This window comes from Exiguobacterium sp. s64 (genome assembly GCF_018618035.1).
In the GTDB taxonomy this organism is placed as follows: Bacteria; Bacillota; Bacilli; order Exiguobacteriales; family Exiguobacteriaceae; genus Exiguobacterium; species Exiguobacterium mexicanum_A.
Genome location: NZ_JACSLH010000001.1, coordinates 387,818 through 410,330 on the forward strand (window position 1 = coordinate 387,818; position 22,513 = coordinate 410,330).

Sequence of the window (22,513 nt, forward strand, 5' to 3'; positions counted from 1 at the left end):
CAGGTTCTTTTAATAACTAGGTACTTATTGTAGAATGTAGTGAAGGAATCATTCCGAATGAAGGAGGCTACTCCATATGGCAATTGAAATGAAGACAACATATGGCAATATTGACATCACGAACGACGTGGTCGCAACACTCGCAGGCGGTGCGGCGATGGAATGTTTCGGCGTTGTGGGAATGGCGTCTCAAGCTCAATTGAAAGACGGGATTGCAGAACTATTGAAGCGTGAAAACTACGCCCGAGGCGTGGTCGTACGTCAAGATGGAGAAGACGTACATATCGACATGCACATCATTGTGAGCTACGGGACGAAAGTGTCGGAAGTCGCATACAACGTGCAAAGCCGTGTAAAATACACGCTCGGTGAAACTTTAGGATTAAACGTTTCGTCGGTAAACATATTCGTACAAGGCGTTCGTCTGACGAATGACTGACGAGAACGAAGGAGGATTTGGTGTGGGTTTAAAACGTTTAGATGGATTGGTGTTCGCGAACATGGTCGCGAACGGTGCAGCCAACTTGAGCCAGAATGCGGATTATGTAGATTCGCTTAACGTCTTCCCGGTGCCGGATGGCGACACGGGGACGAACATGAATTTGACGATGACATCGGGTGCGAAGGAAGTGGCCGCACTCAACACGGCAAATATCGCTGACGTCTCATCGAAGTTTGCACGTGGTCTCTTGATGGGGGCACGCGGGAACTCCGGTGTTATTTTAAGCCAATTGTTCCGTGGCTTCGGTAAAGCAATCGAAGGAAAGACCGAAGTGTCGACAGTCGATTTCGCTGAGGCATTGAAACGTGGTGTCGACACGGCATACAAGGCGGTTATGAAACCGGTTGAAGGAACGATTTTGACGGTTGCTCGTGAAGCGGCCGACGAAGCGCTCCGTGCTTCAGAGTCGACGAGCGACTTCAACGAGTTCATGGAACGTGTGATCGTGGAAGCGAAAGCTTCACTCGAGCGGACGCCGGACTTATTGCCGGTCTTGAAAGAAGTTGGCGTCGTCGATTCGGGCGGCCAAGGCTTGCTCGTTATTTATGAAGGGTTCCTTGCGAGCCTTGAAGGAAAAGAGCTTGAGAAGCCACATGCACCGGTCATGGATGCGCTCATCGAAGCCGAACATCATGCCCACGCCGCGCAAGGATTCATGTCGACCGAAGACATCGAGTTTGGTTATTGCACGGAAATCATGGTTCGTTTCCAAGACGCGAAGTTGAAGGATGCCCCGTTCAACGAGGATGCGTTCCGCAACGAACTGTCTGAACTCGGGGACTCACTCCTCGTCGTCGCAGATGAAGAGTTGCTTAAAGTTCACGTTCACGTCGAGACGCCAGGCGACGTCATCACGAAAGGACAGCGTTACGGTGAACTCGTCGCTGTCAAAATCGAGAACATGCGTCAACAGCACTCGACCATTTTAGAAGAAGAACACGGCGCGAACCAACATGGCGTCCAACCGACGGCTCCGAAGGCGAAAGCGCCATATGCGATTGTCACGGTCGCGATGGGTGAAGGTGTCAGCGACTTGTTCCGTTCACTCGGTGCGGCTCACGTCATCGAAGGCGGTCAGACGATGAACCCGTCGACGGAAGATATCGTCAAGGCGATTGAAGCGGCCAACGCGGATCATGTCTTCATCTTCCCGAACAACTCGAACATCATCATGGCTGCCGAACAAGCGGCTTCGGTCGCACCTTGCGGCGTCTCGGTCATTCCGACGAAGACGGTGCCACAAGGACTTGCGGCAGCGATCGCGTTCAACCCGGAAGCCGATGTCGAGACGAACGAAAGCGTCATGAAGATGGCGGCTAGTACCGTCAAGTCTGGTCAAGTGACGTATGCGGTTCGTGATACGAGTATCGACGGCGTCGAGATTCGTAAAGACGACCACATGGCGATCGCCGAGAAGAAAATCGTCGCCTCATCGGCCTCGAGCCTCGAAGCGGCGAAGAAATTAGTCGACGCCCTCGTGGATGCCGACGATGAGATCATCACGATCTTGACGGGCGAAGGTTCGTCAGCAGAAGACGTGGAGGCACTCTCGGCGTACATCGAGTCGAAGAACGACGAGATTGAAATCGAGGTTCATGACGGGAAACAACCGCTCTACTCCTACATTTTTAGTGTGGAATAAGCTGTAACTCAGCCCTACCTTCTGTATAATGAAGGTAGGGTTTTTTTGAAAGGGGGAAATGCGATGAAATATCGCAGTGTGTTTGATATCATCGGACCGGTCATGGTCGGTCCATCGAGTTCGCATACGGCCGGAGCCGCGCGCATCGGCCTCATGGCTGGGAAGTTGTTCGGGCGAACGCCACGACTCGCACACATCACGTTTTATGGGTCGTTCGCCGATACGTATCGGGGGCACGGTACCGATGTGGCCATCGTCGGTGGGATCATGGGCTTCGATACGTTTGATTTGCGAATCCCGCAAGCGCTCGATATCGCGAAAGAGCGCGGCATCGAGGTCGTCTTTGAGACGAGCGATGCGCTGACGGACCATCCGAACACGGCCCGCGTCCGGCTAGAAGACGAGGACGGTACGTTTGAAATCGTCGGGATTTCAATCGGCGGCGGGACGATCGAGATCACCGAGTTGAACGGATTCCCGCTCAAATTGTCGGGCGGCGGGCCGGCACTCGTCGTCTTGCACCACGATCGCTTCGGGGCGATCGCGGCCGTGACGGGTATTTTGGCCCGGCATGAGTTGAATATTGGGCACATGGAAGTGAGCCGTCATGAGAAAGGCAAGCAAGCGCTCATGGCGATCGAGATTGATGATCATTTGTCAAAAGACGTGTTAGCGGAAATCGAGCGGTTACCTCAAATCGAGCGGGTAGCCATCTTTGGGGAATAAGGAGACACCAATATGTTTAAATCAGTAGAAGAATTAGTCAGAACGGCAACGGAACGAGGGATTCCGATCTCAGAAGTGATGATTGAGCAAGAAGTGCACGTCAGACGCTCGACGCGTGAAGACGTCGTCGGCATGATGGAACGCAACCTCGAGGTGATGGAAGAAGCGGTTGCGCGGGCACTCGAAGGCGTGACGTCTGTGACGGGGTTGACGGGGAATGACGCCGTGCTCATGACCGACTATATCCGCTCGGGCAAGTCGCTCGCTGGGGATTTGATTTTAGACGCGGTCGCCAAAGCGATCGGGACGAATGAAGTCAACGCGGCGATGGGACGCATCTGTGCGACCCCGACGGCCGGCAGCGCCGGTGTCGTACCGGGTACGTTGTTTGCGGTCAAAGAGCGTCTGGAAATGGACCGTGACGCGATGGTCCGCTACTTGTTCACGTCTGGTGCGTTCGGGTTCGTCGTAGCCAACAACGCCTCGATTTCAGGGGCGGCCGGTGGTTGTCAGGCGGAAGTCGGTTCGGCGACCGGAATGGCCGCGGCGGCCATCGTCGAAGCAGCCGGTGGGACGCCGGAACAATCGGCGACGGCGTTTGCGATCGCCTTGAAAAACATGCTCGGTCTCGTCTGTGACCCGGTGGCGGGTCTCGTCGAAGTGCCGTGTGTCAAACGGAACGCCATGGGTGGAGCGAACGCGATTGTCGCGGCCGATATGGCCCTCGCTGGTATCACGTCTCGCATCCCTTGTGACGAGGTCATCTCGGCGATGCATGAGATCGGCCAGATGATGCCGACCGCTTTGAAAGAGACAGCCCGCGGTGGACTTGCCAATACGCCGACGGCCCGCCGTCTCGAACGAAACATCTTTGGAGAGAAAGAAAATGTCGAGAAGTGAGGCGCTGACGACGCTCAAAGGGGTCGGGCCAGAGATGGCCAAAAAATTAGAGACGATGGGTCTCGAACGAATCGAGGACGTGCTGGAGCACGTTCCGTTTCGTTATGAAAATTATAATAGCGGCACGGTAACGACGGCCATCCACGGCGACCTCGTCAAATGGAGCGGTACCGTCCAAGCGGAACCGCTCGTCCGTTATTACAGTAAAGGCAAGAACCGGCTCCAATTTCGGCTATTGCTCGAGGAACGCTACGTCGTCCACGTGACGATGTTCAACCGGGCGTTCTATAAAGACAAGCTCACGCTCGGCGCCACCGTGACGGTCAAAGGGAAATGGGACATGAACCGGATGACAATCAGCGCGACCGACCTCGAGTTCGGTGAACTGTCGGACGGGCTGCAACCGATTTATTCGCTTCGGGCCGGGTTGACCCAGAAGAACTTCAGCCGGATCGTCAAGCTTGCGTTTGAACAGACGACCTCGTTCGAGGACCGCCTGCCGGAATTGATTCGGCAACGCTATCGTCTCGAGGATCGGGAGGCGATGTTAAAAGGGATGCATTTCCCTGATTCGGTCGAGACGTACAAACAGGCACGCCGCAGTTACGTCTATGAAGAATGTCTGCTCTATCAATTGAAGCTTCAGGCGTTCCGGAAGATGGAACGGTCGGGTAAAGGCCGTGCCCTCACGCTCGATAAGCCTCAATTGAACGAATTCGTCAAACAACTTGCGTTTCCGTTGACCGGGGCGCAGACGCGTGTCATCCGGGAAATCGTCGGGGATTTAGAAGTGCCAGAACGAATGAATCGGTTGCTACAAGGGGATGTCGGGAGCGGAAAGACAGTCGTTGCCGCGATCGCCTTGTATGCGACGGTGAGCGCCGGCTATCAAGGGGCGCTTATGGTCCCGACCGAAATTTTGGCTGAACAGCATCTCGCCTCGCTTCAAGCGCTGTTTGAGCCGTACGGGATTCGAGTCGGTTTATTGACGAGTTCGGTCAAAGGCAAGGCCCGTACTGAGTTGCTTCAGGCCATCAAAGCGGGGGACGTCGATATCATCGTCGGGACGCACGCCTTGATCCAAGGGCCGGTCGAGTTCTCGCGCCTACATTTAGCCATCACCGACGAGCAACACCGGTTCGGAGTCGAACAGCGCAAGATGCTCCGTGACAAGGCGGAGCTCGCCGACGTGCTCTATATGACGGCGACACCGATTCCACGGACGCTCGCCATCAGTGCTTTCGGCGAGATGGACGTTTCGACGATCGATGAGATGCCGGCCGGCCGGAAACCGATCGAGACGTATTGGGCCAAGACCGACCAAATAGACCGGGTCCACGCGATGGTCGACCGTGAACTGACGCTTGGACGCCAAGCGTACGTCATCGCGCCGCTCATCGAGGAATCGGACACGCTCGAGGTCGAGAGTGCGACCGCACTCTACGAAGTGTTGCGAGAACGCTTCCCAAATTACGCGGTCGGTCTCATGCACGGAAAACTGTCGAGCACCGAGAAAGATGACGTGATGAAGGCGTTCGCCAGCAATGCCCTTCAAATCCTCGTCTCGACGACGGTTGTCGAGGTCGGCGTGAACGTCCCGAACGCCTCGCTGATCATCATCCATGATGCGGAGCGGTTCGGCTTGGCGCAACTACACCAGTTGCGCGGACGCGTCGGTCGAGGCGCCGCCCAATCTTATTGTATATTGGTAGGAGACCCGAAGTCCGATGTCGGCAAACTTCGTTTGAAGACGATGACGGAGACGAACGATGGATTCGTCTTGGCCGAGAAAGACTTGGAATTGCGCGGGGCCGGTGATTTCTTTGGGACGGCCCAAAGCGGTCTTCCGAGCTTCCGCGTTGCCGATCCCGTACTTGATTTAAAAGTGATGGAGGTAGCGATGCAAGACGCGGTTCGTCTGCTCGGCAGCGAGGCGTTTTGGAATGAAGCGACGTATGCGCCGCTCCGTCAATACTTGAAGCGACTCGACTTACTCGTCGGTAGCCGCTTGGAATGAGAAACAACACTTGAAAATACAATCTAAAGAATATATACTGCTATTAGTACCAGGTATTAAGTTCTTTAGCATAGAGTTTAGGAGGGAACTGAATGCGGGTACCTAAGAAAGAGCGGCAACGCTTATTGCAAGAAACGATTGATCGTAACCCGTTCATCAAAGACGAAGAGCTGTCGAAGCAGTTCGCCGTCAGTATTCAAACGATTCGTCTCGATCGGATGGAGTTGAAAATTCCGGAAGTGAGAGAACGGATTAAGCATGTAGCCTCAGAACACCTCGATGAAGTGAAGTCGCTCGCCATGAGCGAGGTCATCGGTGATATGATTGACTTGAAGCTCGATGAATCGGCCATCTCGGTTCTCGACATTGAGAGAGAACACGTCTTTAGCCGCAACGAGATCGCCCGGGGACACGTATTGTTCGCCCAGGCCAACTCGTTAGCGGTGGCGCTCATCAATGATGAATTGGCGTTGACCACTAAAGCGGACATCCGCTTCAGTCGCCAGGTCCATCTTGGAGAGCGAGTCGTTGCCAAGGCTCGTGTGATCAAACTGCGTCGGGACGGAAGAACGGACGTCACAGTGGATAGTTATGTCGGCGAAGAGTGTGTCTTTAGCGGAGACTTCACGATTTATCGTCGCGGTGAGGAGGAACAGGCATGAAATTAGCAATTGATGCAATGGGCGGGGATCACGCCCCGAAAGCGATCGTGGAAGGCGTCAAGCAGTTTGCCGACGCATTCCCGAACGAATCGATGGAACTGTTTTTAGTCGGAGATGAGGTCAAACTCGCTTCGTACGGGTTGACCGACCCGCGAATCAAAATCGTTCCAGCGAGCGAAGTCATCACCGGGGACGACGAACCGGTCCGAGCCGTCCGTCGCAAAAAGGACAGCTCACTCGTCGTGGCGGCCAAACTCGTCAAAGACGGAGAGGCCGACGCACTCGTCTCGGCTGGGAATACCGGTGCTCTCATGGCGGCGTCACTATTCGTCATCGGACGGATCCCAGGAATCGAGCGCCCCGCGTTGTCACCTACGTTCCCTACATATACGGGTAGCGGTGTCGTCATTTTAGACGTCGGGGCCAACCCGGACTCGAAGGCCGAGCACTTGGTCGACTATGCGATCATGGGCTCGCTCTATGCCGAGCACGTTCGCGGCGTCAAACGTCCGCGGGTCGCACTACTGAACATCGGGACCGAGGCTGGGAAAGGAAACGCCCTCACGAAAGAGGCGTACCCCCTCCTTGAACAAGCCCCGGTCCACTTTGTCGGCAACGTGGAAGCGCGCGAGGCGATGTCCGGTGATGTCGATGTCATCGTCACGGAAGGGTTCGCCGGAAACATCTTGCTCAAAGGTGTCGAAGGTTCGTCGTCGATGCTCATGAAGATGATGAAAGAGCAGTTCACGAGCGATCTCGTCTCGAAGCTCGCCGCTCTCGTCTTAAAACCGAAGTTGAAGCGATTGAAACAAACATTAGATTATCGGGAACACGGTGGGGCCGGCTTGTTCGGAATCAACGCCCCGGTCATTAAAGCACACGGTTCGAGCGACGCGCTCGCCATCATGAGCGCGCTCAAACAGGCGAAAATCATGGTCGATCACGACGTCGTCGCGAAAATCAAACAAGCAAAAGCTACAAACTAATTCAAAGAAGGTGAGTACATGGGGAAAACAGCATGGGTATTTCCGGGACAAGGGTCACAAGCCGTCGGCATGGGCCAAACGTTCCTCGACAATCCTGAACAACTGCAAGCGATCAACCGTCGCCTCGGATTTGATTTACTCGACGCCATGGCGGCAGGATCAAAAGAAGAGCTTCAACGGACAGAAGTGGCCCAACCGGCCATCGTGGCGCATGCGGCATCACTCGCACAAGCTCACGCCAAAACGGGGGCCACTCCAGACTTGGTGATCGGTCACAGCGTTGGAGAATATGCGGCACTCGTCGTCGCCGGCGTCATCGACTTGGAAGAAGCGAGCGTGCTCGTCCACGAACGCGGCAAGCTCATGTCAGAAGTGAAGGATGGGACGATGGCAGCCGTCATCGGTATGACCGATGTCGACGAAGCGTTCCATGTGACGGAGAAAATCAGTGCTAGCGGGAACCTTGTACAAATCGCCAACTACAACTGTCCGGGTCAGTTCGTCATCTCGGGGCATGTCGATGCGGTCAAACAGGCCGAAACAGACTTGAAAGAAGCGGGTGCGAAACGCGTCTTGCCGCTGAACGTCTCAGGGGCGTTCCACAGCTCCTACATGATGCCGGCCGCGACGCGGTTCAAAGATGTGCTCGCTTCTTCGCCGTTCAAACCGGCGGCGATTGGGATCATTTCCAACGTCGATGCGGATGTCCATACCGACCCGGAAAAATTGAAAGCACTTCTCACTGAGCAATTGTACGCCTCGGTCCGATTCGAAGCGTGTGTTCGTAAAGCGATCGACGCTGGTGTCGACACGTTCATCGAGTTCGGTCCGACGTCACCGCTGTCAGGTCTTATCAAACGGATCGATTCGAAAGTGACGATCAAACAGGCGACGACGCTCGAAGAGGTGGCCGCGTTAGGAGGAGAAGTACGTGCATGACCAAGTAGCAATCGTGACAGGCGCATCTCGAGGAATCGGGGCCGCCATCGCGAAGCGTTTAGGGGAGGACGGCTTTCGGGTCGTCGTGAATTACTCGGGTAGTGTTGAGAAAGCGAACGCCGTCGTCAGCGAGATCGAAGCGAACGGTGGCGAGGCCATCGCCGTCAAAGCCGACGTCTCGAGCAGTGATGATGTGAAAACACTCATCAAGACGGCGGTCGACACGTACGGCCGCATCGATTGTCTCGTCAACAATGCAGGCATCACGCGGGACGGTCTGCTTATGCGCATGAAGGAAGCTGACTTTGACGATGTCCTGTCGACAAACTTGAAAGGTGCGTTCTTGACGTCGCAAGCCGCGACGCGGACGCTCTTGAAATCGAAGGCGGGCCGCATCATCAATATCGCTTCGGTCGTCGGGATCACGGGGAATGCCGGTCAGGCGAACTACGCGGCGGCGAAAGCGGGGCTCATCGGGCTGACGAAGTCGGTCGCGCGTGAACTCGCCGGACGTCACGTGACGGTGAACGCCGTCTGTCCTGGTTTCATCCAGACGGACATGACCGACGCGTTGACAGATGCGCAACGCGAGGCGACGCTCGGTCAAATCCCGTTCAATCGCTTCGGTCAGGTCGAAGATGTGGCGAACCTCGTCTCATTCCTCGCCTCTCACCAAGCGGCTTACGTGACGGGTCAGACGATCGCCGTTGATGGCGGCATGACGATGGCTTAAAATCAGAACTTTACCAATCGAAACACATTTTATATACTTTAATTTGGAGGGATTTTATCATGACAACAGAACAAATCTTAGTAGACGTACAAGCAGCAGTGGCAGAGAAACTCGGGAAAGATGTATCTGAGATCACAGCCGACAAATCATTCAAGGATGACCTCGGTGCGGATTCGCTCGAAGTAATGGAAATGGTCATGGACCTTGAAGACAAGTTCGATATCACAATCGAAGACGAAGATGCTGAGAAGCTCGCGACTGTTGGCGACGTCGTCGCTTACATCGAAACTAAATTGTAATCAAGCCTCCCACCGCTCGTCATGAGCGGTGGGCTTGTGCTTATACACGGAGGGAATTATGACAAAGGACAAGCGACGGTTTGACCGTCAAGGGTCGGCGCAACGGCGTCGGCGAAATGAGCTCGAGCGGTCACGGATTCTCGAGCAGTTTAAAGTACTTGAAGAACGGCTGTCGGTTCGATTCACGAACCAAGACCTATTGATGCAAGCGTTCACCCACTCCTCATACGTCAACGAACAACGCGGTCTGAAAAAAGACAATGAGCGCTTAGAGTTTTTAGGCGACGCGGTGCTCGAGTTGACGGTGTCTCGGTTTTTGTATGAGACGTATCCGGAGCGCTCCGAGGGGGAATTAACGAAGTTGCGGGCGGCCATCGTCTGTGAGCCATCACTCGTTAACTTTGCGGAAGCCTATGCTTTCTCTGATTTTATCTTGCTTGGGAAAGGCGAAGAGTTGACCGGCGGACGCAAGCGTCCGGCGCTACTCGCGGACGTGTTCGAGTCATACATCGGCGCGCTCTATCTGGACCAAGGGATTGAACCAGTCGAACAGTTCCTCGCCGAAGCGGTTTTTCCGAAAGTCTTGGCCGGTGTGTTTGAAGAACAGACCGATTATAAGAGTCAGCTCCAAGAAAGCGTCCAGCGAGAAGGTCTCGGGCCTGTCTCGTACACGATTATCGAAGAGCGTGGTCCGGCCCATAGCCGGGAGTTCGTCGCCCATGCCCGTCTGTCAGACGATATCGTCGGCGAAGGCATCGGCCGATCGAAGAAAGAAGCCGAGCAACTCGCGGCGAAAGAAGCGTTGATTGAATTCAACCGGCAGTACGCCGGCCTATAAAAAAAGGAGTGGACCTCAATGGGTCCACTCCTTTTCTGTCATCTCATCACGTCAATTGTCCGAGTTCTTCGACAATCCCATCCACTTCAGAGATCGACAGCGATGAGCGGTTCATCACGTAGTCGTAAATCTCTTTGACGGCCGAGGCGTCGGCACGGTTATATTCTTCCGCTTTGATAGCGCCGCGGTTGATGATGTTCATTTTGTCGAGAATTTCCTCAATCATTTGTTCGTTAGTCATCGGTCGTACCCCTTTCTACAGTTCTTTTTAGAATAGCATGATTCTAGCATTTTGACGAACTGGCAACTGTGGTAAAATAAACAAATGAATGCTTACTGAGGATAGGATGGTCACGATGCACTTAAAACGAATCGAACTCGCTGGCTTTAAATCGTTTGCCAAGCGGATTGAACTGGATTTTCGTCCCGGCGTCACAGCCGTGGTTGGGCCGAACGGAAGCGGGAAATCAAATATATCGGACGCTGTTCGCTGGGTACTCGGTGAGCAGTCGGCCAAATCGCTCCGCGGAGCGAAAATGGAAGACGTCATCTTTGCCGGCAGTGAAGGTGAGAACCATCGCAACGTCGCCGAAGTGACGCTCGTCCTAGACAACACGGACGCCCATTTGCGGTTGCCGTATGAAGAAGTCAGTGTGACGCGCCGTGTCACGCGGAGCGGCGACAGCGACTACTTCATGAACAAGAAGCCGTGCCGGCTTAAAGATGTGATCGACCTGTTCATGGATACGGGCCTATCACGCGATGCGTTCGCCATCATCGGGCAAGGACGGGTCGAGCAAGTCATCTCCGGAAAACCGGAAGATCGTCGGGCTGTCATCGAAGAAGCGGCCGGGGTGTTGAAGTACCGGCAGCGTAAAAAACAAGCCGAACGGAAGCTCCAAGACACCGAGTTGAACTTGTCTCGGGTCGATGACATTTTGTATGAACTCGCCGATCGGGTCGAGCCGCTCCGAGAGCAGGCCGCGCTCGCACGCGAGTATCAAGTCGCCAAAGCGCGCCACGATGAGCTCGAGACGGGTATTCTCGGCGCCGAGATCACAGAACTTGGTACGGGCATCGCTCGTGTGTCCGAGCAACTGCGGACGGCCGAGACGAATCTCGCCGAGCAAGACGGCGCGTTGACCGCGATTTCAGAAGAGCGGACGACGCTTGAGGCGACGCTCGCCAAAGATCGAGAAACGCTCGACACGCTCCATCAAGAAGAACGGTCTCAAGCGACCGAGCTGGAACGGTTGACAGGTGAGATTAAGCTCGCGAAAGCCCGTGAAGAGCACGGGGCGGAGACGAAAGAACGCCTCGAGCGCCAACGGGTCGAATTGGCCGAAGAGACCGAACAGTTGACGCAGAAGTTGAACGTGGCAAACGCGGATATGGCGTCAAAAGCTGAGGCGTTACATACCGTGGAAGCGGCACGCGCCGAACTTGACGTGCAATTGACGGCGGCGACGCGTGACTTTAACGCAGAAATCGAACAGCTTCAAGGAGAGGCGTTCGAGTTGGCGACGACACGGGCCACGCTGAGCAACCAACAGAAGCGGGAACGGCGCGATATCGAACAAGCGGAAGAAGCGAAAGCTCGTCTGCTTCGCGAAAACAAGGATCGCCTTGACGTGCGGACCGAACAGACGGCATCACTCGAGGCCGAACAAGCTCGTCTCGACGAGGCTCGGGACACGTGGGAGACGCTCATGGCGGAAGAAGCTGATTTGACCGAACGGGAAGCGACGCTTCGAGACAAATTGTCGCGGGCCGAGCAGTCGTACCACGACCTTGACCGCCGGCGTCAGAAGACCGAGGACCGGATCGAGTTGCTCGAACGGATGAAACAGTCGTACGAAGGCTATTTCCATGCGGTCAAATTTGTCTTGAAAGAACGGGGACCGGGCGTGCTCGGTGCCGTCGCAGAATTGATTCGCGTTCTCCCGTCGTATGAGGCCGCCATCGAGACGGCGCTCGGTCAGACGCAACAACATATCGTCGTCGAGACGGAAGAAGTCGGACGCCGAGAGATTGAACGATTGCGGAAAGCAAGTGCCGGACGAGCCACGTTCGTACCGATGACGAGCGTGAAGGAACGTTACGTCCCGGGTGAAGTCGCACACCGTCTCGAATCAGTCGACGGATTCGTCGGCATCGCCGCCGACCTCGTCGAGACGGACCCGGCCTACGAGAAGTTGAAACGGTCGCTCCTCGGCGCCGTGATCGTGGCCAATTCCCTCGAGGTGGCCAACCGGATCGCCAAGACGACGGGGTATCGCTATCGCATCGTCACGCTCGAAGGGGATATCGTCAACGTTGGCGGTTCGATGACCGGGGGTAGTCGGAAGCAAGGTGTCGCCTTGTTCACCCAGTCCCGTGAACTCGATGATTTAAAGCAAGGATTGACGCAAGGGTTGGCCATGCTTCACGAGCAACAGTTGCGGGTGTCGACGTACACCGATGAGATGTCCCGACTGCGTGCGTCGCTCCAGACGCTCAGGCTCAAGAAGCGCGAGGCCGAAGAGACGCTCCGTTCGACGGAACAGGCGTTTAGAAACTTGGAACGGGTGTCGCAAGACGCCAAAGCGCAACTCGAACTGTTCGACCATGAGATGGCGCGTTACGCCCAAACGATCACATCCGCCACGAATGAGTTGACAAGGCTCGCCGAAGAACTTGAGGCGACGGATGCATTGCAAGCCTCGATTCGGACCGAACTCGAGGCGCTCCGCGGCGAGCAAGCCAAAGGCGCCGAGACGACGGGGCAACTTCAGGCAGCCATTCGTCAAAATGAACTCGATCGTCAACGCAATATGCTCGACCTCGACCGCGTCCGCGCAGAAGTCGAGCGGCTCGAGGCCGAGGTCGCTAAACAGACGTCCCGTCTCGGTCAGATCGAGCGTGAGCTCGAACATGTGGCAAGCGGCCGGGTCGTCTCGTCTGCCGAGCTCGAGCTCGAGCACGTCGAGGCGGTCAAACAGATGGACGGATTGAAAGAGCGGATGGCGGTGCATACGAAACAGCTTCACGCCGAAGAAGAGTCGTATCGCATCCTCAGACAGCGTGAACAACAGGCGTCGGACGTGCGTCGTCGGGTCGAGGCGGATGTCCGCAAGCTCGAGACCGAGGCGAACGAGCTCGAGTTGAAGCGGAAGTGGAAACTCGACGCACTCGAGGAACGAGGGCTCGTCCTCGATTTGCTTCCGACCCTCACGATTCCGCTCGATGAGGCGAAAGAAGAGTTCAAACTGCTCGTTCGTCAAATCGAAGAAATCGGGCCGGTCAACTTGAACGCGATCGAGGAGTTCGACCTCGTCAATGAACGCTTCATGTTCTTGTCCGAGCAACGGGACGACCTCGTCAGCGCCAAAGAGGATTTATACGACATCATCACCGAGATGGACCGTGAAGTGACGCGCTTGTTCAAAGAGACGTACACGCTCGTTCGTGGTCACTTTAAACAGACGTTCAACGAGCTGTTCGGCGGGGGGGAGGCCGATTTGAAACTCGTCGACGAGTCCGACTTGCTCAACACGGGCATCGAGATCGTCGCCAAACCGCCCGGGAAGAAGTTGCAGACGCTCAGTCTGTTATCCGGCGGAGAGCGGGCCTTGACGGCGATCGCGCTTCTGTTCGCCATCCTGAAAACGAGACCCGTCCCGTTCTGTGTGCTCGATGAAGTCGAGGCGGCTCTCGACGAGGCGAACGTCCATCGGTTCGGGGAATATATCCGGACGCTCTCAATCGATACACAATTCGTCATCATCACCCACCGTAAAGGGACGATGGAGGCGGCGGACACGCTCTACGGCGTGACGATGCAACAAAACGGTGTCTCCGAGGTGCTTTCGGTCGAACTATCCGAAGCGAAGCGCGTCGTCGAGACGGAACAAGAGATGGAGGAATTAAGTTGAGTTTTTTTAAGAAGTTAAAAGATAAATTGACGACCTCGACACAAGAGGTGTCGCAAAAGTTTACCGACGGATTGACGAAGACACGAGACGGATTTGCCAGTGCCGTCAACGACCTCGTCTATCGGTTCCGCGAAGTCGATGAGGATTTCTTCGATGAACTCGAGGATTTGCTCATCCAGGCGGATGTCGGCGTGACGACGACGATGGACCTCGTCGAAGATTTGAAAGAGGAGGTGAAACGTCGCAATTTGAAAGACCCGGTCGCTGTCCGTGACGCCCTCGTCGAAGTCGTGGCGAACCGTCTCCAAGAAGACGAGGCGGATCGTGAGTTGAACATGCAGGACGGATTGACGGTCATCTTGTTCGTCGGCGTCAATGGTGTCGGCAAAACGACGACGATCGGCAAACTCGCCCATCAATTGAAGTCGGAAGGGCGTTCGGTCATGCTCGCGGCAGGCGACACGTTCCGGGCCGGTGCCATCGATCAGCTCCAAGTCTGGGGTGAACGGGTCGGAGTCCCGGTCATCCGTCAAGCCGAAGGGTCGGACCCGGCTGCGGTCGTGTTCGACGCTGTGCAGGCAGCGAAATCACGCGGCGTCGACGTCTTGATCTGTGACACGGCCGGACGTTTGCAAAACAAGGTCAACTTGATGAAAGAGCTCGAGAAAGTGAAGCGCGTCATCGAACGTGAAGTACCGAACGGGCCGCACGAGGTATTGCTCGCGTTAGATGCCACAACGGGACAAAACGCGATGGTTCAAGCGAAAGCGTTCAAAGAAGCGACGAACGTGAGCGGGATCGTCCTCACGAAGCTCGACGGGACGGCTAAAGGAGGGATCGTGCTTGCGATTCGAAACGAGCTCGATATCCCGGTCAAATATGTCGGCCTCGGTGAGAAAGTTGATGATTTACAGGCGTTCGACCCGGAACAGTTCGTGTACGGATTATTCGGGGACATCTTCGAAGAAAAACAACAGACAAACGATGACCTCGCCTAACTTTCACTGTTAAGAAAAAAACTTGACAAGAGGTGGGGACGGCTGTACTATTGGTAGTTGTAAAGGGATTTCACTTAACATGTGGAGGTGGAGGTCATGTCGCTCGAAAAGACGAATCGAATGAACTATCTGTTCGATTTTTATCAAGCGCTTCTCACACCGAAACAGCGCAACTACATGTCTCTTTATTACCTAGATGACTACTCGCTCGGAGAGATTGCGGAAGAGTTTGAAGTCAGCCGTCAAGCGGTCTACGATAACATAAAGCGTACCGAAGCGATGCTTGAGCAGTATGAGGAGAAGTTGGCCTTGTTCGAGAAATTCGAACAGCGGCAACAACTGCTTCAAACGCTCAAACGTCAAGTCGAGCACTCGCCCGATTTGACGGAAACGATTTCGGCGCTTGAGAATTTAGAGTAGGGGGCTGAAGCATGGCATTTGAAGGATTATCCGAACGGTTGCAATCGACACTGGCGAAAATGCGGGGGAAAGGTAAAATTTCCGAAGCAGATGTCAAAGAGATGATGAGAGAAGTTCGTCTCGCTCTCCTTGAAGCCGATGTCAACTTCAAAGTGGTCAAACAGTTCGTCAACGACGTGAAAGAGCGGGCCATCGGCCAAGACGTCATGAAATCGTTGACACCTGGCCAACAAGTTGTCAAAATCGTTCATGAAGAGCTAACGAACTTGATGGGAAGCGACGTCGTCCCAATCACATTTAACCCAAAACCACCGACAGTCGTCATGATGGTCGGGTTACAAGGTGCGGGGAAAACGACGACGACCGGTAAGCTCGCGAATTTGATTCGCAAAAAGCATAACCGGAGTCCACTTCTCGTCGCGGCAGATATTTATCGGCCTGCGGCCATCAAACAGCTCGAGACGCTCGGCAAGCAGCTCGATTTACCGGTGTTCTCACTTGGCGACCAAGTGAAGCCGGAAGAAATCGTCACAAAAGCGCTCGAGTACGCCAAAACCAATCATCACGATTTCGTGTTGATCGATACGGCCGGTCGACTTCATATTGACGAGACGCTCATGGGCGAGCTCGAAAACGTGAAGACGATTGCCAAACCAAATGAAATCTTCCTCGTCGTCGATGCGATGACGGGTCAAGATGCGGTCAACGTGGCCGATAGCTTCAATGAGAAACTCGGAATCACCGGCGTCGTGCTCACGAAGCTCGACGGTGACACACGTGGTGGGGCAGCCCTTTCAATCAAGGCAGTCACGGGAGCGCCGATTAAGTTCGTCGGTCTCGGTGAAAAGTTGGATGCCCTCGAACCTTTCCACCCGGAACGCATGGCGTCACGGATTCTTGGAATGGGTGACGTGCTCACGCTCATTGAAAAAGCCGAGTCACAGATGGACCAAGATGCCGCGAAAGAGCTTGAAAGCAAAATTCGCGACGCATCGTTCACGTTCGATGATTTTATCGAGCAATTGGGTCAAGTGAAAAACATGGGCCCGATTGATGAATTGCTCTCGATGTTACCTGGTGCAGGTAAGATGAAAGGGTTGAAGAACGTCCAAATCGACGAGAAGCAACTCGATCATGTCGAGGCGATCATTCGCTCGATGACGAAGCATGAGCGCTCCAATCCTGAAGTGCTCAACGCGAGTCGTCGCAAGCGGATCGCAAAAGGGAGCGGTCGCTCCATCCAGGAAGTGAACCGTCTCATCAAACAGTTCGATGACATGAAGAAGCTCATGAAGCAGATGTCAGGACAAATGAAAGGGAAGAAAAAAGGTCTCGGCCTTCCATTCTTCTAAGAAAACTTTTGTCAGTCGGACAAAAAAGCAGTATACTATTAAAGTTGTCAATTCTTAAACACATGATGGAGGTATATTACCATGGCAGTTAAAATTCGTCTCAAGCGCATGGGCGCAAACAAATCACCTTTCTACCGGATCGTTGTAGCTGATTCACGTTCACCACGTGATGGCCGCTTCATCGAGCAACTCGGTCACTACAACCCGGTTGCAAAACCAGAAGCAGAAGTTCGCATCAACGAAGAACTCGCTCTCAAATGGTTGGCAGACGGCGCGAAGCCATCTGACACAGTACGTAACTTGTTCTCTAAAGCAGGGATCATGGAGAAATTCCACAACGCGAAAAACGCGAAGTAAGGATGTGGCCGACCTTTTATGAGGTCGGCCCATTTTTGTGAGGAGGCATAACAATGGAATGGTTATACGTAGGTAAGATCGCCAACACCCATGGCTTAAAAGGAGAATTGAAGTTGCTCGCCGCGACCGATTTTCCGGCGGAGCGCTTCAAGAAAGGCGAGACGCTCTATTTAGACATCGACGGCAAGAAAGTGCCGTTCGAAGTGACGACGTATCGTCCACACAAGCAGTTCCATCTCGTCACGTTCAAAGGGCTCGAGAACATCAATCTCGTCGAGAAATATAAAGGGATGAAGCTGTATGTCCACGTCGAGCACGTCCACGAGTTGCCGGAACATGAGTTTTATTACCATGAGATTATCGGCTGTGAAGCTGTCGTCGATGGTGAGGTCATCGGAGTCGTCGATGACATCTTCGAGACCGGCGCGAACGACGTCTGGGTCATCAAACGTCCTGGCAAGTCGGATGCGCTCATCCCGTACATCGAATCGGTCGTGAGCGACATCGATGTCGAGGCGAAACGTGTCGTCATCACCCCGATTCCGGGAATGATCGACGATGAAGATTGATGTCTTAACCTTATTCCCTGAGATGTTCGCCCCGCTCGATCATTCGATCGTCGGACGGGCGCGCACGCTCGGTCACGTCGAGATGGCGTTCACGAACTTCCGTGACTTCTCGACGAACAAGCACCACAAAGTCGACGATTATCCGTACGGGGGCGGGGCGGGCATGCTACTCACCCCGCAACCGATTTTTGACGCCTTTGAGGCGATCGCGAAGACGCGACCCCGTGTCATCGTCACGACACCGACCGGACGCCGTTTTGATCAACGAATGGCAGAAGAGTGGGCGTCCGAGGAACACCTTATCTTTTTGTGCGGTCATTATGAAGGGTTCGACCAACGGATCCATGACGAGCTTGCGACGGACGAAGTGTCAATCGGCGATTTCGTCATGACCGGCGGTGAGCTCGCGGCGATGGTCATGATCGATGCCACGGTGCGCCTCATCCCGGAAGTGCTCGGTGACCAGGCGAGCCACGAGGACGACTCGTTTTCGACGGGACTCCTCGAATATCCGCACTATACGCGTCCAGCCGACTTCCGGGGTCTCAAGGTACCGGACGTCCTCTTGTCGGGCAATCATGCCAACATCGAGACGTGGCGTCGTGAACGGTCACTTGAACGCACGTATCGACGGCGGCCGGAACTGCTCGAGCAAATCGACCTGTCGAAGGCGGATAAAAAATTTATTGAATCGTTGCGCGATTGACCAAATTATGCTATGTTTGAGCATGTGGGTTAACCCCCACCGATTACCGATGTTCCGCTGTTGGATGCTTGGGCAGATGAAGATATGAACATTGAAGAAAAAGGAGAACAATTCATGAACACACAAAAACTGTTCCGTGAAATCACAGAAGAACAATTCAAATCGGACGTACCTGCTTTCCGTCCTGGTGACACAGTACGTGTCCACGTTAAAGTCGTAGAGGGAACGCGTGAGCGTATCCAGATCTTCGAAGGCGTTGTCATTAAGCGTAAAGGTGGCGGCATCAGCGAAACATTCACAGTCCGTAAGATTTCTTACGGCGTAGGTGTTGAGCGTGCATTCCCGCTTCACTCACCGCGTGTCGCGCAAATCGAAGTCGTTCGTTACGGTAAAGTCCGTCGTGCGAAACTCTACTACCTCCGCAACCTTCGCGGTAAAGCAGCACGTATTAAAGAAATCCGTCGTTAAGATGGGGATTAAGCTTGTCGCTTGCGACAAGCTTCTTTTTTTCTAGTACAATAAGTTCAAACGGACAGAGGAGTGAGGCAAGTTGAAAGAAGTGTTCAGTTGGCTTAAGGCGATCGTCGTGGCGCTCGTCATCGCGTTCGTGATCCGGACGTTCATCTTTGTACCTGTCATCGTCGAGGGAGAGTCAATGATGCCGACGCTCCAAAATGCCGATCGCATGATCGTTAGCAAAATTTCGAACTACGTCGGTGAGCTCGATCGGGGCGATATTATCGTCTTCCACGCGACGGAATCAAAAGACTATATTAAACGCGTCATCGCCATTCCTGGCGACACGCTCGAATATCGGGACGATACGCTTTACTTGAACGGCGAAGCGGTCGAAGAACCGTATTTAGAGGATTTCCAGGCCCAGATGAACGGCTTTCCTCTTACCGAAAACTTCACGCTCGAACAAGTGACGGGCGAAACGGTCGTCCCGGAAGGTTCGTACTTCGTGATGGGTGACAATCGACAAAACTCGAAAGACAGCCGTGAAATCGGCTTTGTCCCGAAAGAGGACATCGTCGGCAAAACGAACTTCGTGTTCTGGCCGCTCGGCGATTTCGGGACCGTACAAGAATAAGGTGGTGTTTTTTTGGCAATTCAATGGTTCCCTGGCCACATGGCCAAGGCACGAAGACAAGTAACAGAAAAGTTAAAGCTCATCGATGTCGTCATCGAACTCGTCGATGCACGCGTCCCACAATCGAGCCGTAACCCGATGGTCGATGAGATCACAGAAGGCAAACCGCGTCTCATCGTCTTGAATAAAGCCGATATGGCCGATCCCGTCGTCACCGACGACTGGCTCCGCGCCTTGAAGCGTGACGACGTCGAGGTCGTCGCCGTCGACGCGAAACATAGCAAAGGCTTGAAGCAGCTCATGTCGGGTGCCGAGAAGCTCATGCAAGAGAAGCATGACCGCATGCGTGAGAAAGGCCGGAATCCCGGTCCGATCCGCGCCCTCATCATCGGCATCCCGAACGTCGGGAAATCGACGCTCATCAACCGCCTCGCTGGACGCAATATCGCTGTCACTGGCGACCGTCCGGGTGTCACGAAGCGTCAGCAATGGATCAAGATGAAAGGCGGCGAGATGGAATTGCTCGATACGCCGGGGATTCTATGGCCGAAGTTCGAGGACCAGATGGTCGGTTATCGCTTGGCGGCGACCGGTGCCATCAAGGACGATATTTTGAACCTTGATGATATCGCGCTCTATGCGGCCCGTGAGCTATCGGCCCGCTATCCGGAACAGGTGAAAGAGCGATTCAAAATCGATCAACTGCCGGAAGACGCCGTCGAACTGCTCGAATTGATCGGGAAGAAACGTGGACTCGTCAGCGGCGGCTACGTCGATTTCGAGAAGGCGAGCGAATTACTATTGAACGAACTACGTCATGAGAAAATCGGACGGGTCTCTCTTGAGACACCGGCCGACCATGACATGGCGTGAAGTCCTGTGCAAACAGGGCTTTTTTGAATAGGAGGAACAGCATGACGATTCAAGCGATTAAACAACGGCTACAGACGGTCCGATATGAAGAGTGGGAAGCAGTCCGGGCCGAACTGAAGGATGACCCGCGCGCAGGCGTCCAGACGTTGCTCAGGCAGCGTGAGCGCCAGTTCAAGGTCGAACGTGAGCGCCAGGACGATTATGCGGCCCGGAGCGTGTTCGAGGACGAGTTGAAGGCAAACGGTTATGTCCGCATCGGTGGCGTCGATGAGGTCGGTCGAGGACCGCTCGCCGGTCCGGTCGTCGCCGCGGCCGTCATCTTGCCGGAAGGATTTTATCATCCGGGCTTGAACGACTCGAAACTGATGTCGCCATCAGCACGTGAAGTCGCGTATCGGGCCCTCATGGACGAGGCCATGGTCGGCGTCGGGATCGTCGACGCCGACGTGATTGACCGCGTCAACATTTACGAGGCGACGAAACTCGCGATGATGGAGGCGGTCCGGCAACTCGGTGAAGTCGATGCGCTCTTGATTGACGCGATGACGCTCGAGCTCGACATCCCGCAACAATCGCTCATCAAAGGCGACGCCCGGAGCGTATCGATCGCGGCGGCGAGCGTCGTCGCCAAAGTCGTCCGTGATAACATGATGGAAGACTACGCCGTCCTCTATCCCGGCTACGGTTTCGAACAGAACGCCGGTTACGGGACGAAAGCGCACTTGGCCGGACTAGCGGAACATGGGATCACGCCAATCCACCGAAAATCGTTCGCGCCGATTAAACATATGTAGGAGGGGTCATCATGCGGATCGATCATCAAGGCGTCATGCCGTTCAAGGTCACGGAACAGAATTCGCGGCAATTGCTCATCGGCAATACGGTCGTCGGTCGGGTGCTCCAGCTGCTGCCGGGAGGCGAGGCGGTCATGCAACTGCCGCAAGGCTTGTTCCGGGTCGGGGTGAACGCTGACGTCAAAGAGAATGTTACGTACAAGATGGTCGTCACCGAGCTCGAACCAAAGCTCGTCTTGAAAGTCGTGCCGCAACAAGCAGAAGCCCTTGCGCAAGCCGCACGGTCCCCGCTCGCCCTTCTAAGTTCGGAACTCGGTCGGCTCGCCCGTCAGCCGCTCGACACGCCTGAATCGCTTCAGGCGCAAGGGCGTCAACTGCTCGAGAGCGGAGCCGGGTCGGATGTGAAGCAACTCATCGGCGAGTTGTTCAAAGCGAAAGGGGACCCGAAGTTCGAGCAGTTCGTCCGGGCTCAGGAGACGTTCAATGCCCTTCAGACGCCGCCATACGTCGCTCAAGCATTTCACATACCGCAATTAGGACCGTTTGAACAAGTCCGATTCCGCCTCGAGGCGCCGAAGGGCGAGATGATTGACGCCGACCACGCACGCATCGTCCTATTTTTGGAGACACCGAAGTTTGGAGAGACGGGTATCGATCTGCTCGTCCAAAAGCGACACGTCACGATCAAAGTGTTCAATGAACGGCACGATTTGAGCTCGTTCGTCAACGCTTATGAGCCGTCGCTCAGCAAGGCGCTTGAAGCGAGCGGCTATGAACTGTCACGCTTCTCGTTCGAAGAAAAGCGGGAATCCGTGCCAGACACGTTCGCCCCGCTCGGAAAGGTGGACCAACGCATATGACGGACCGTAAGCAAGCGATCGCCTTGTCCTACGAGCAATCGATGGATGCCCCGCGTGTCGTCGCCAAAGGGGGCGGACTCGTCGCCGAGCGCATGCTCGCGCTCGCGCAGGAGAATGGGGTCCCGATCCATGAGGACCCGGCGCTATTGTCACTATTGTCCGCTTTACAGATTGAGGAGCATATCCCGGACGACCTTTATCAGGTCATCGCCGAGCTTTTCGTGTTTCTTTATCAGATGGAACAAGGAAAAATCGAAGATGTCTAGGGGTAGATGTGAAAAAAAGATGAAAACTTAAAGCAAGAACGATAGACAGCGCTTTCAGTTTTTCGTT

General features: G+C 54.7%; 25 protein-coding genes. 24 read left to right on the forward strand and 1 reads right to left on the reverse strand.

The genetic code is table 11. The annotated features are described in order from the left end of the window. Positions 1-76: 76 nt before the first annotated feature. From KNP64_RS01985 to rnc, 11 genes are all read left to right on the forward strand, one after another. The gene (locus KNP64_RS01985; protein WP_016509701.1) at positions 77-439 is read left to right on the forward strand and encodes an Asp23/Gls24 family envelope stress response protein; all 363 of its coding nucleotides are present in this window, start codon (positions 77-79) and stop codon (positions 437-439) included. Between the two features lie 22 nt (positions 440-461). Then, positions 462-2,144 (forward strand): DAK2 domain-containing protein, encoded by a 1,683-nt coding sequence (locus tag KNP64_RS01990; RefSeq protein ID WP_214791524.1) that lies wholly within the window; start codon positions 462-464, stop codon positions 2,142-2,144. Between the two features lie 63 nt (positions 2,145-2,207). Further along, complete coding sequence (gene sdaAB / locus KNP64_RS01995) at positions 2,208-2,870, forward strand: L-serine ammonia-lyase, iron-sulfur-dependent subunit beta (protein ID WP_214763874.1); 663 nt, start codon at positions 2,208-2,210, stop codon at positions 2,868-2,870. A 12-nt stretch (positions 2,871-2,882) separates the two neighbouring features. Continuing rightward, positions 2,883-3,770: an L-serine ammonia-lyase, iron-sulfur-dependent, subunit alpha gene (gene sdaAA, locus KNP64_RS02000; protein ID WP_214763875.1), complete on the forward strand. Its 888-nt coding sequence runs from the start codon at positions 2,883-2,885 to the stop codon at positions 3,768-3,770. Next, positions 3,757-5,787, forward strand: a complete 2,031-nt coding sequence (recG, locus tag KNP64_RS02005) for an ATP-dependent DNA helicase RecG (RefSeq protein ID WP_214763876.1) — start codon at positions 3,757-3,759, stop codon at positions 5,785-5,787. Before sdaAA ends, recG begins: the two co-directional genes overlap by 14 nt. 92 nt (positions 5,788-5,879) lie before the next feature. Next, positions 5,880-6,449: a transcription factor FapR gene (gene fapR / locus KNP64_RS02010; RefSeq protein WP_021067087.1), complete on the forward strand. Its 570-nt coding sequence runs from the start codon at positions 5,880-5,882 to the stop codon at positions 6,447-6,449. Then, complete coding sequence (gene plsX, locus KNP64_RS02015; protein WP_214791522.1) at positions 6,446-7,435, forward strand: phosphate acyltransferase PlsX; 990 nt, start codon at positions 6,446-6,448, stop codon at positions 7,433-7,435. Before fapR ends, plsX begins: the two co-directional genes overlap by 4 nt. An 18-nt stretch (positions 7,436-7,453) precedes the next feature. Continuing rightward, entirely contained in the window at positions 7,454-8,374 is a 921-nt protein-coding gene (gene fabD / locus KNP64_RS02020; RefSeq protein ID WP_034777148.1) for an ACP S-malonyltransferase, read from the forward strand. After that, entirely contained in the window at positions 8,367-9,107 is a 741-nt protein-coding gene (fabG, locus tag KNP64_RS02025) for a 3-oxoacyl-[acyl-carrier-protein] reductase (RefSeq protein WP_214763878.1), read from the forward strand. The genes fabD and fabG overlap by 8 nt, the downstream gene beginning before the upstream one ends. A gap of 59 nt (positions 9,108-9,166) precedes the next feature. After that, a complete protein-coding gene (gene acpP / locus KNP64_RS02030) occupies positions 9,167-9,406 on the forward strand; it encodes an acyl carrier protein (RefSeq protein ID WP_021067091.1) in 240 nt (79 codons plus the stop codon). 58 nt (positions 9,407-9,464) lie between these two features. After that, complete coding sequence (gene rnc, locus KNP64_RS02035) at positions 9,465-10,244, forward strand: ribonuclease III (protein ID WP_138859619.1); 780 nt, start codon at positions 9,465-9,467, stop codon at positions 10,242-10,244. 46 nt (positions 10,245-10,290) lie between these two features. On the opposite strand, the gene KNP64_RS02040 is transcribed toward rnc, so the two are convergent. Beyond that, positions 10,291-10,485 (reverse strand): DUF1128 family protein, encoded by a 195-nt coding sequence (locus KNP64_RS02040; RefSeq protein WP_021067093.1) that lies wholly within the window; start codon positions 10,483-10,485, stop codon positions 10,291-10,293. A gap of 115 nt (positions 10,486-10,600) precedes the next feature. On the opposite strand from KNP64_RS02040, the gene smc reads away from it, so the two are divergent. The 13 genes from smc to KNP64_RS02105 all read left to right on the forward strand — a co-directional run bounded on the left by smc (position 10,601) and on the right by KNP64_RS02105 (position 22,446). After that, positions 10,601-14,158, forward strand: coding sequence for a chromosome segregation protein SMC (gene smc / locus KNP64_RS02045; RefSeq protein ID WP_214791520.1), 3,558 nt, complete (start codon positions 10,601-10,603; stop codon positions 14,156-14,158). Next, a complete protein-coding gene (gene ftsY / locus KNP64_RS02050) occupies positions 14,155-15,156 on the forward strand; it encodes a signal recognition particle-docking protein FtsY (protein ID WP_034777152.1) in 1,002 nt (333 codons plus the stop codon). Before smc ends, ftsY begins: the two co-directional genes overlap by 4 nt. A 96-nt stretch (positions 15,157-15,252) precedes the next feature. Continuing rightward, positions 15,253-15,576, forward strand: a complete 324-nt coding sequence (locus tag KNP64_RS02055; RefSeq protein WP_034777154.1) for a putative DNA-binding protein — start codon at positions 15,253-15,255, stop codon at positions 15,574-15,576. Positions 15,577-15,587: 11 nt separating this feature from the next. Continuing rightward, positions 15,588-16,928 carry a signal recognition particle protein gene (gene ffh, locus KNP64_RS02060; protein WP_034777156.1) on the forward strand — a complete coding sequence of 447 codons (1,341 nt, stop codon included), beginning with the start codon at positions 15,588-15,590 and terminating at the stop codon, positions 16,926-16,928. An 81-nt stretch (positions 16,929-17,009) separates the two neighbouring features. Then, on the forward strand, positions 17,010-17,285 hold the full coding sequence (gene rpsP, locus KNP64_RS02065; protein ID WP_021067098.1) for a 30S ribosomal protein S16: 276 nt from the start codon (positions 17,010-17,012) through the stop codon (positions 17,283-17,285). Positions 17,286-17,338: 53 nt separating this feature from the next. Next, positions 17,339-17,854 (forward strand): ribosome maturation factor RimM, encoded by a 516-nt coding sequence (gene rimM, locus KNP64_RS02070; RefSeq protein WP_034777158.1) that lies wholly within the window; start codon positions 17,339-17,341, stop codon positions 17,852-17,854. Then, positions 17,844-18,560 (forward strand): tRNA (guanosine(37)-N1)-methyltransferase TrmD, encoded by a 717-nt coding sequence (gene trmD / locus KNP64_RS02075; protein ID WP_214710596.1) that lies wholly within the window; start codon positions 17,844-17,846, stop codon positions 18,558-18,560. Before rimM ends, trmD begins: the two co-directional genes overlap by 11 nt. 114 nt (positions 18,561-18,674) lie before the next feature. Then, complete coding sequence (rplS, locus tag KNP64_RS02080) at positions 18,675-19,028, forward strand: 50S ribosomal protein L19 (RefSeq protein WP_015881369.1); 354 nt, start codon at positions 18,675-18,677, stop codon at positions 19,026-19,028. 82 nt (positions 19,029-19,110) lie between these two features. Next, complete coding sequence (lepB, locus tag KNP64_RS02085; protein WP_214791518.1) at positions 19,111-19,653, forward strand: signal peptidase I; 543 nt, start codon at positions 19,111-19,113, stop codon at positions 19,651-19,653. Between the two features lie 12 nt (positions 19,654-19,665). Next, positions 19,666-20,526 carry a ribosome biogenesis GTPase YlqF gene (ylqF, locus tag KNP64_RS02090; protein ID WP_214791516.1) on the forward strand — a complete coding sequence of 287 codons (861 nt, stop codon included), beginning with the start codon at positions 19,666-19,668 and terminating at the stop codon, positions 20,524-20,526. 41 nt (positions 20,527-20,567) lie between these two features. After that, on the forward strand, positions 20,568-21,320 hold the full coding sequence (locus tag KNP64_RS02095) for a ribonuclease HII (RefSeq protein ID WP_138859613.1): 753 nt from the start codon (positions 20,568-20,570) through the stop codon (positions 21,318-21,320). Between the two features lie 11 nt (positions 21,321-21,331). Then, the gene (locus KNP64_RS02100; protein WP_214763880.1) at positions 21,332-22,180 is read left to right on the forward strand and encodes a hypothetical protein; all 849 of its coding nucleotides are present in this window, start codon (positions 21,332-21,334) and stop codon (positions 22,178-22,180) included. Next, on the forward strand, positions 22,177-22,446 hold the full coding sequence (locus KNP64_RS02105) for an EscU/YscU/HrcU family type III secretion system export apparatus switch protein (protein ID WP_138859611.1): 270 nt from the start codon (positions 22,177-22,179) through the stop codon (positions 22,444-22,446). Before KNP64_RS02100 ends, KNP64_RS02105 begins: the two co-directional genes overlap by 4 nt. Positions 22,447-22,513 lie beyond the last annotated feature (67 nt).

Coding starts and splice junctions, on each gene's coding strand:
- KNP64_RS01985 (WP_016509701.1), top strand. CDS start 77: ATGGCAATTGAAATGAAGACAACATATGGCAATATTGACATCACGAAC.
- sdaAB (WP_214763874.1), top strand. CDS start 2,208: ATGAAATATCGCAGTGTGTTTGATATCATCGGACCGGTCATGGTCGGT.
- sdaAA (WP_214763875.1), top strand. CDS start 2,883: ATGTTTAAATCAGTAGAAGAATTAGTCAGAACGGCAACGGAACGAGGG.
- recG (WP_214763876.1), top strand. CDS start 3,757: ATGTCGAGAAGTGAGGCGCTGACGACGCTCAAAGGGGTCGGGCCAGAG.
- fapR (WP_021067087.1), top strand. CDS start 5,880: ATGCGGGTACCTAAGAAAGAGCGGCAACGCTTATTGCAAGAAACGATT.
- plsX (WP_214791522.1), top strand. CDS start 6,446: ATGAAATTAGCAATTGATGCAATGGGCGGGGATCACGCCCCGAAAGCG.
- fabD (WP_034777148.1), top strand. CDS start 7,454: ATGGGGAAAACAGCATGGGTATTTCCGGGACAAGGGTCACAAGCCGTC.
- acpP (WP_021067091.1), top strand. CDS start 9,167: ATGACAACAGAACAAATCTTAGTAGACGTACAAGCAGCAGTGGCAGAG.
- rnc (WP_138859619.1), top strand. CDS start 9,465: ATGACAAAGGACAAGCGACGGTTTGACCGTCAAGGGTCGGCGCAACGG.
- KNP64_RS02040 (WP_021067093.1), bottom strand. CDS start 10,485: ATGACTAACGAACAAATGATTGAGGAAATTCTCGACAAAATGAACATC.
- smc (WP_214791520.1), top strand. CDS start 10,601: ATGCACTTAAAACGAATCGAACTCGCTGGCTTTAAATCGTTTGCCAAG.
- KNP64_RS02055 (WP_034777154.1), top strand. CDS start 15,253: ATGTCGCTCGAAAAGACGAATCGAATGAACTATCTGTTCGATTTTTAT.
- ffh (WP_034777156.1), top strand. CDS start 15,588: ATGGCATTTGAAGGATTATCCGAACGGTTGCAATCGACACTGGCGAAA.
- rpsP (WP_021067098.1), top strand. CDS start 17,010: ATGGCAGTTAAAATTCGTCTCAAGCGCATGGGCGCAAACAAATCACCT.
- rimM (WP_034777158.1), top strand. CDS start 17,339: ATGGAATGGTTATACGTAGGTAAGATCGCCAACACCCATGGCTTAAAA.
- trmD (WP_214710596.1), top strand. CDS start 17,844: ATGAAGATTGATGTCTTAACCTTATTCCCTGAGATGTTCGCCCCGCTC.
- rplS (WP_015881369.1), top strand. CDS start 18,675: ATGAACACACAAAAACTGTTCCGTGAAATCACAGAAGAACAATTCAAA.
- KNP64_RS02095 (WP_138859613.1), top strand. CDS start 20,568: ATGACGATTCAAGCGATTAAACAACGGCTACAGACGGTCCGATATGAA.
- KNP64_RS02100 (WP_214763880.1), top strand. CDS start 21,332: ATGCGGATCGATCATCAAGGCGTCATGCCGTTCAAGGTCACGGAACAG.
- KNP64_RS02105 (WP_138859611.1), top strand. CDS start 22,177: ATGACGGACCGTAAGCAAGCGATCGCCTTGTCCTACGAGCAATCGATG.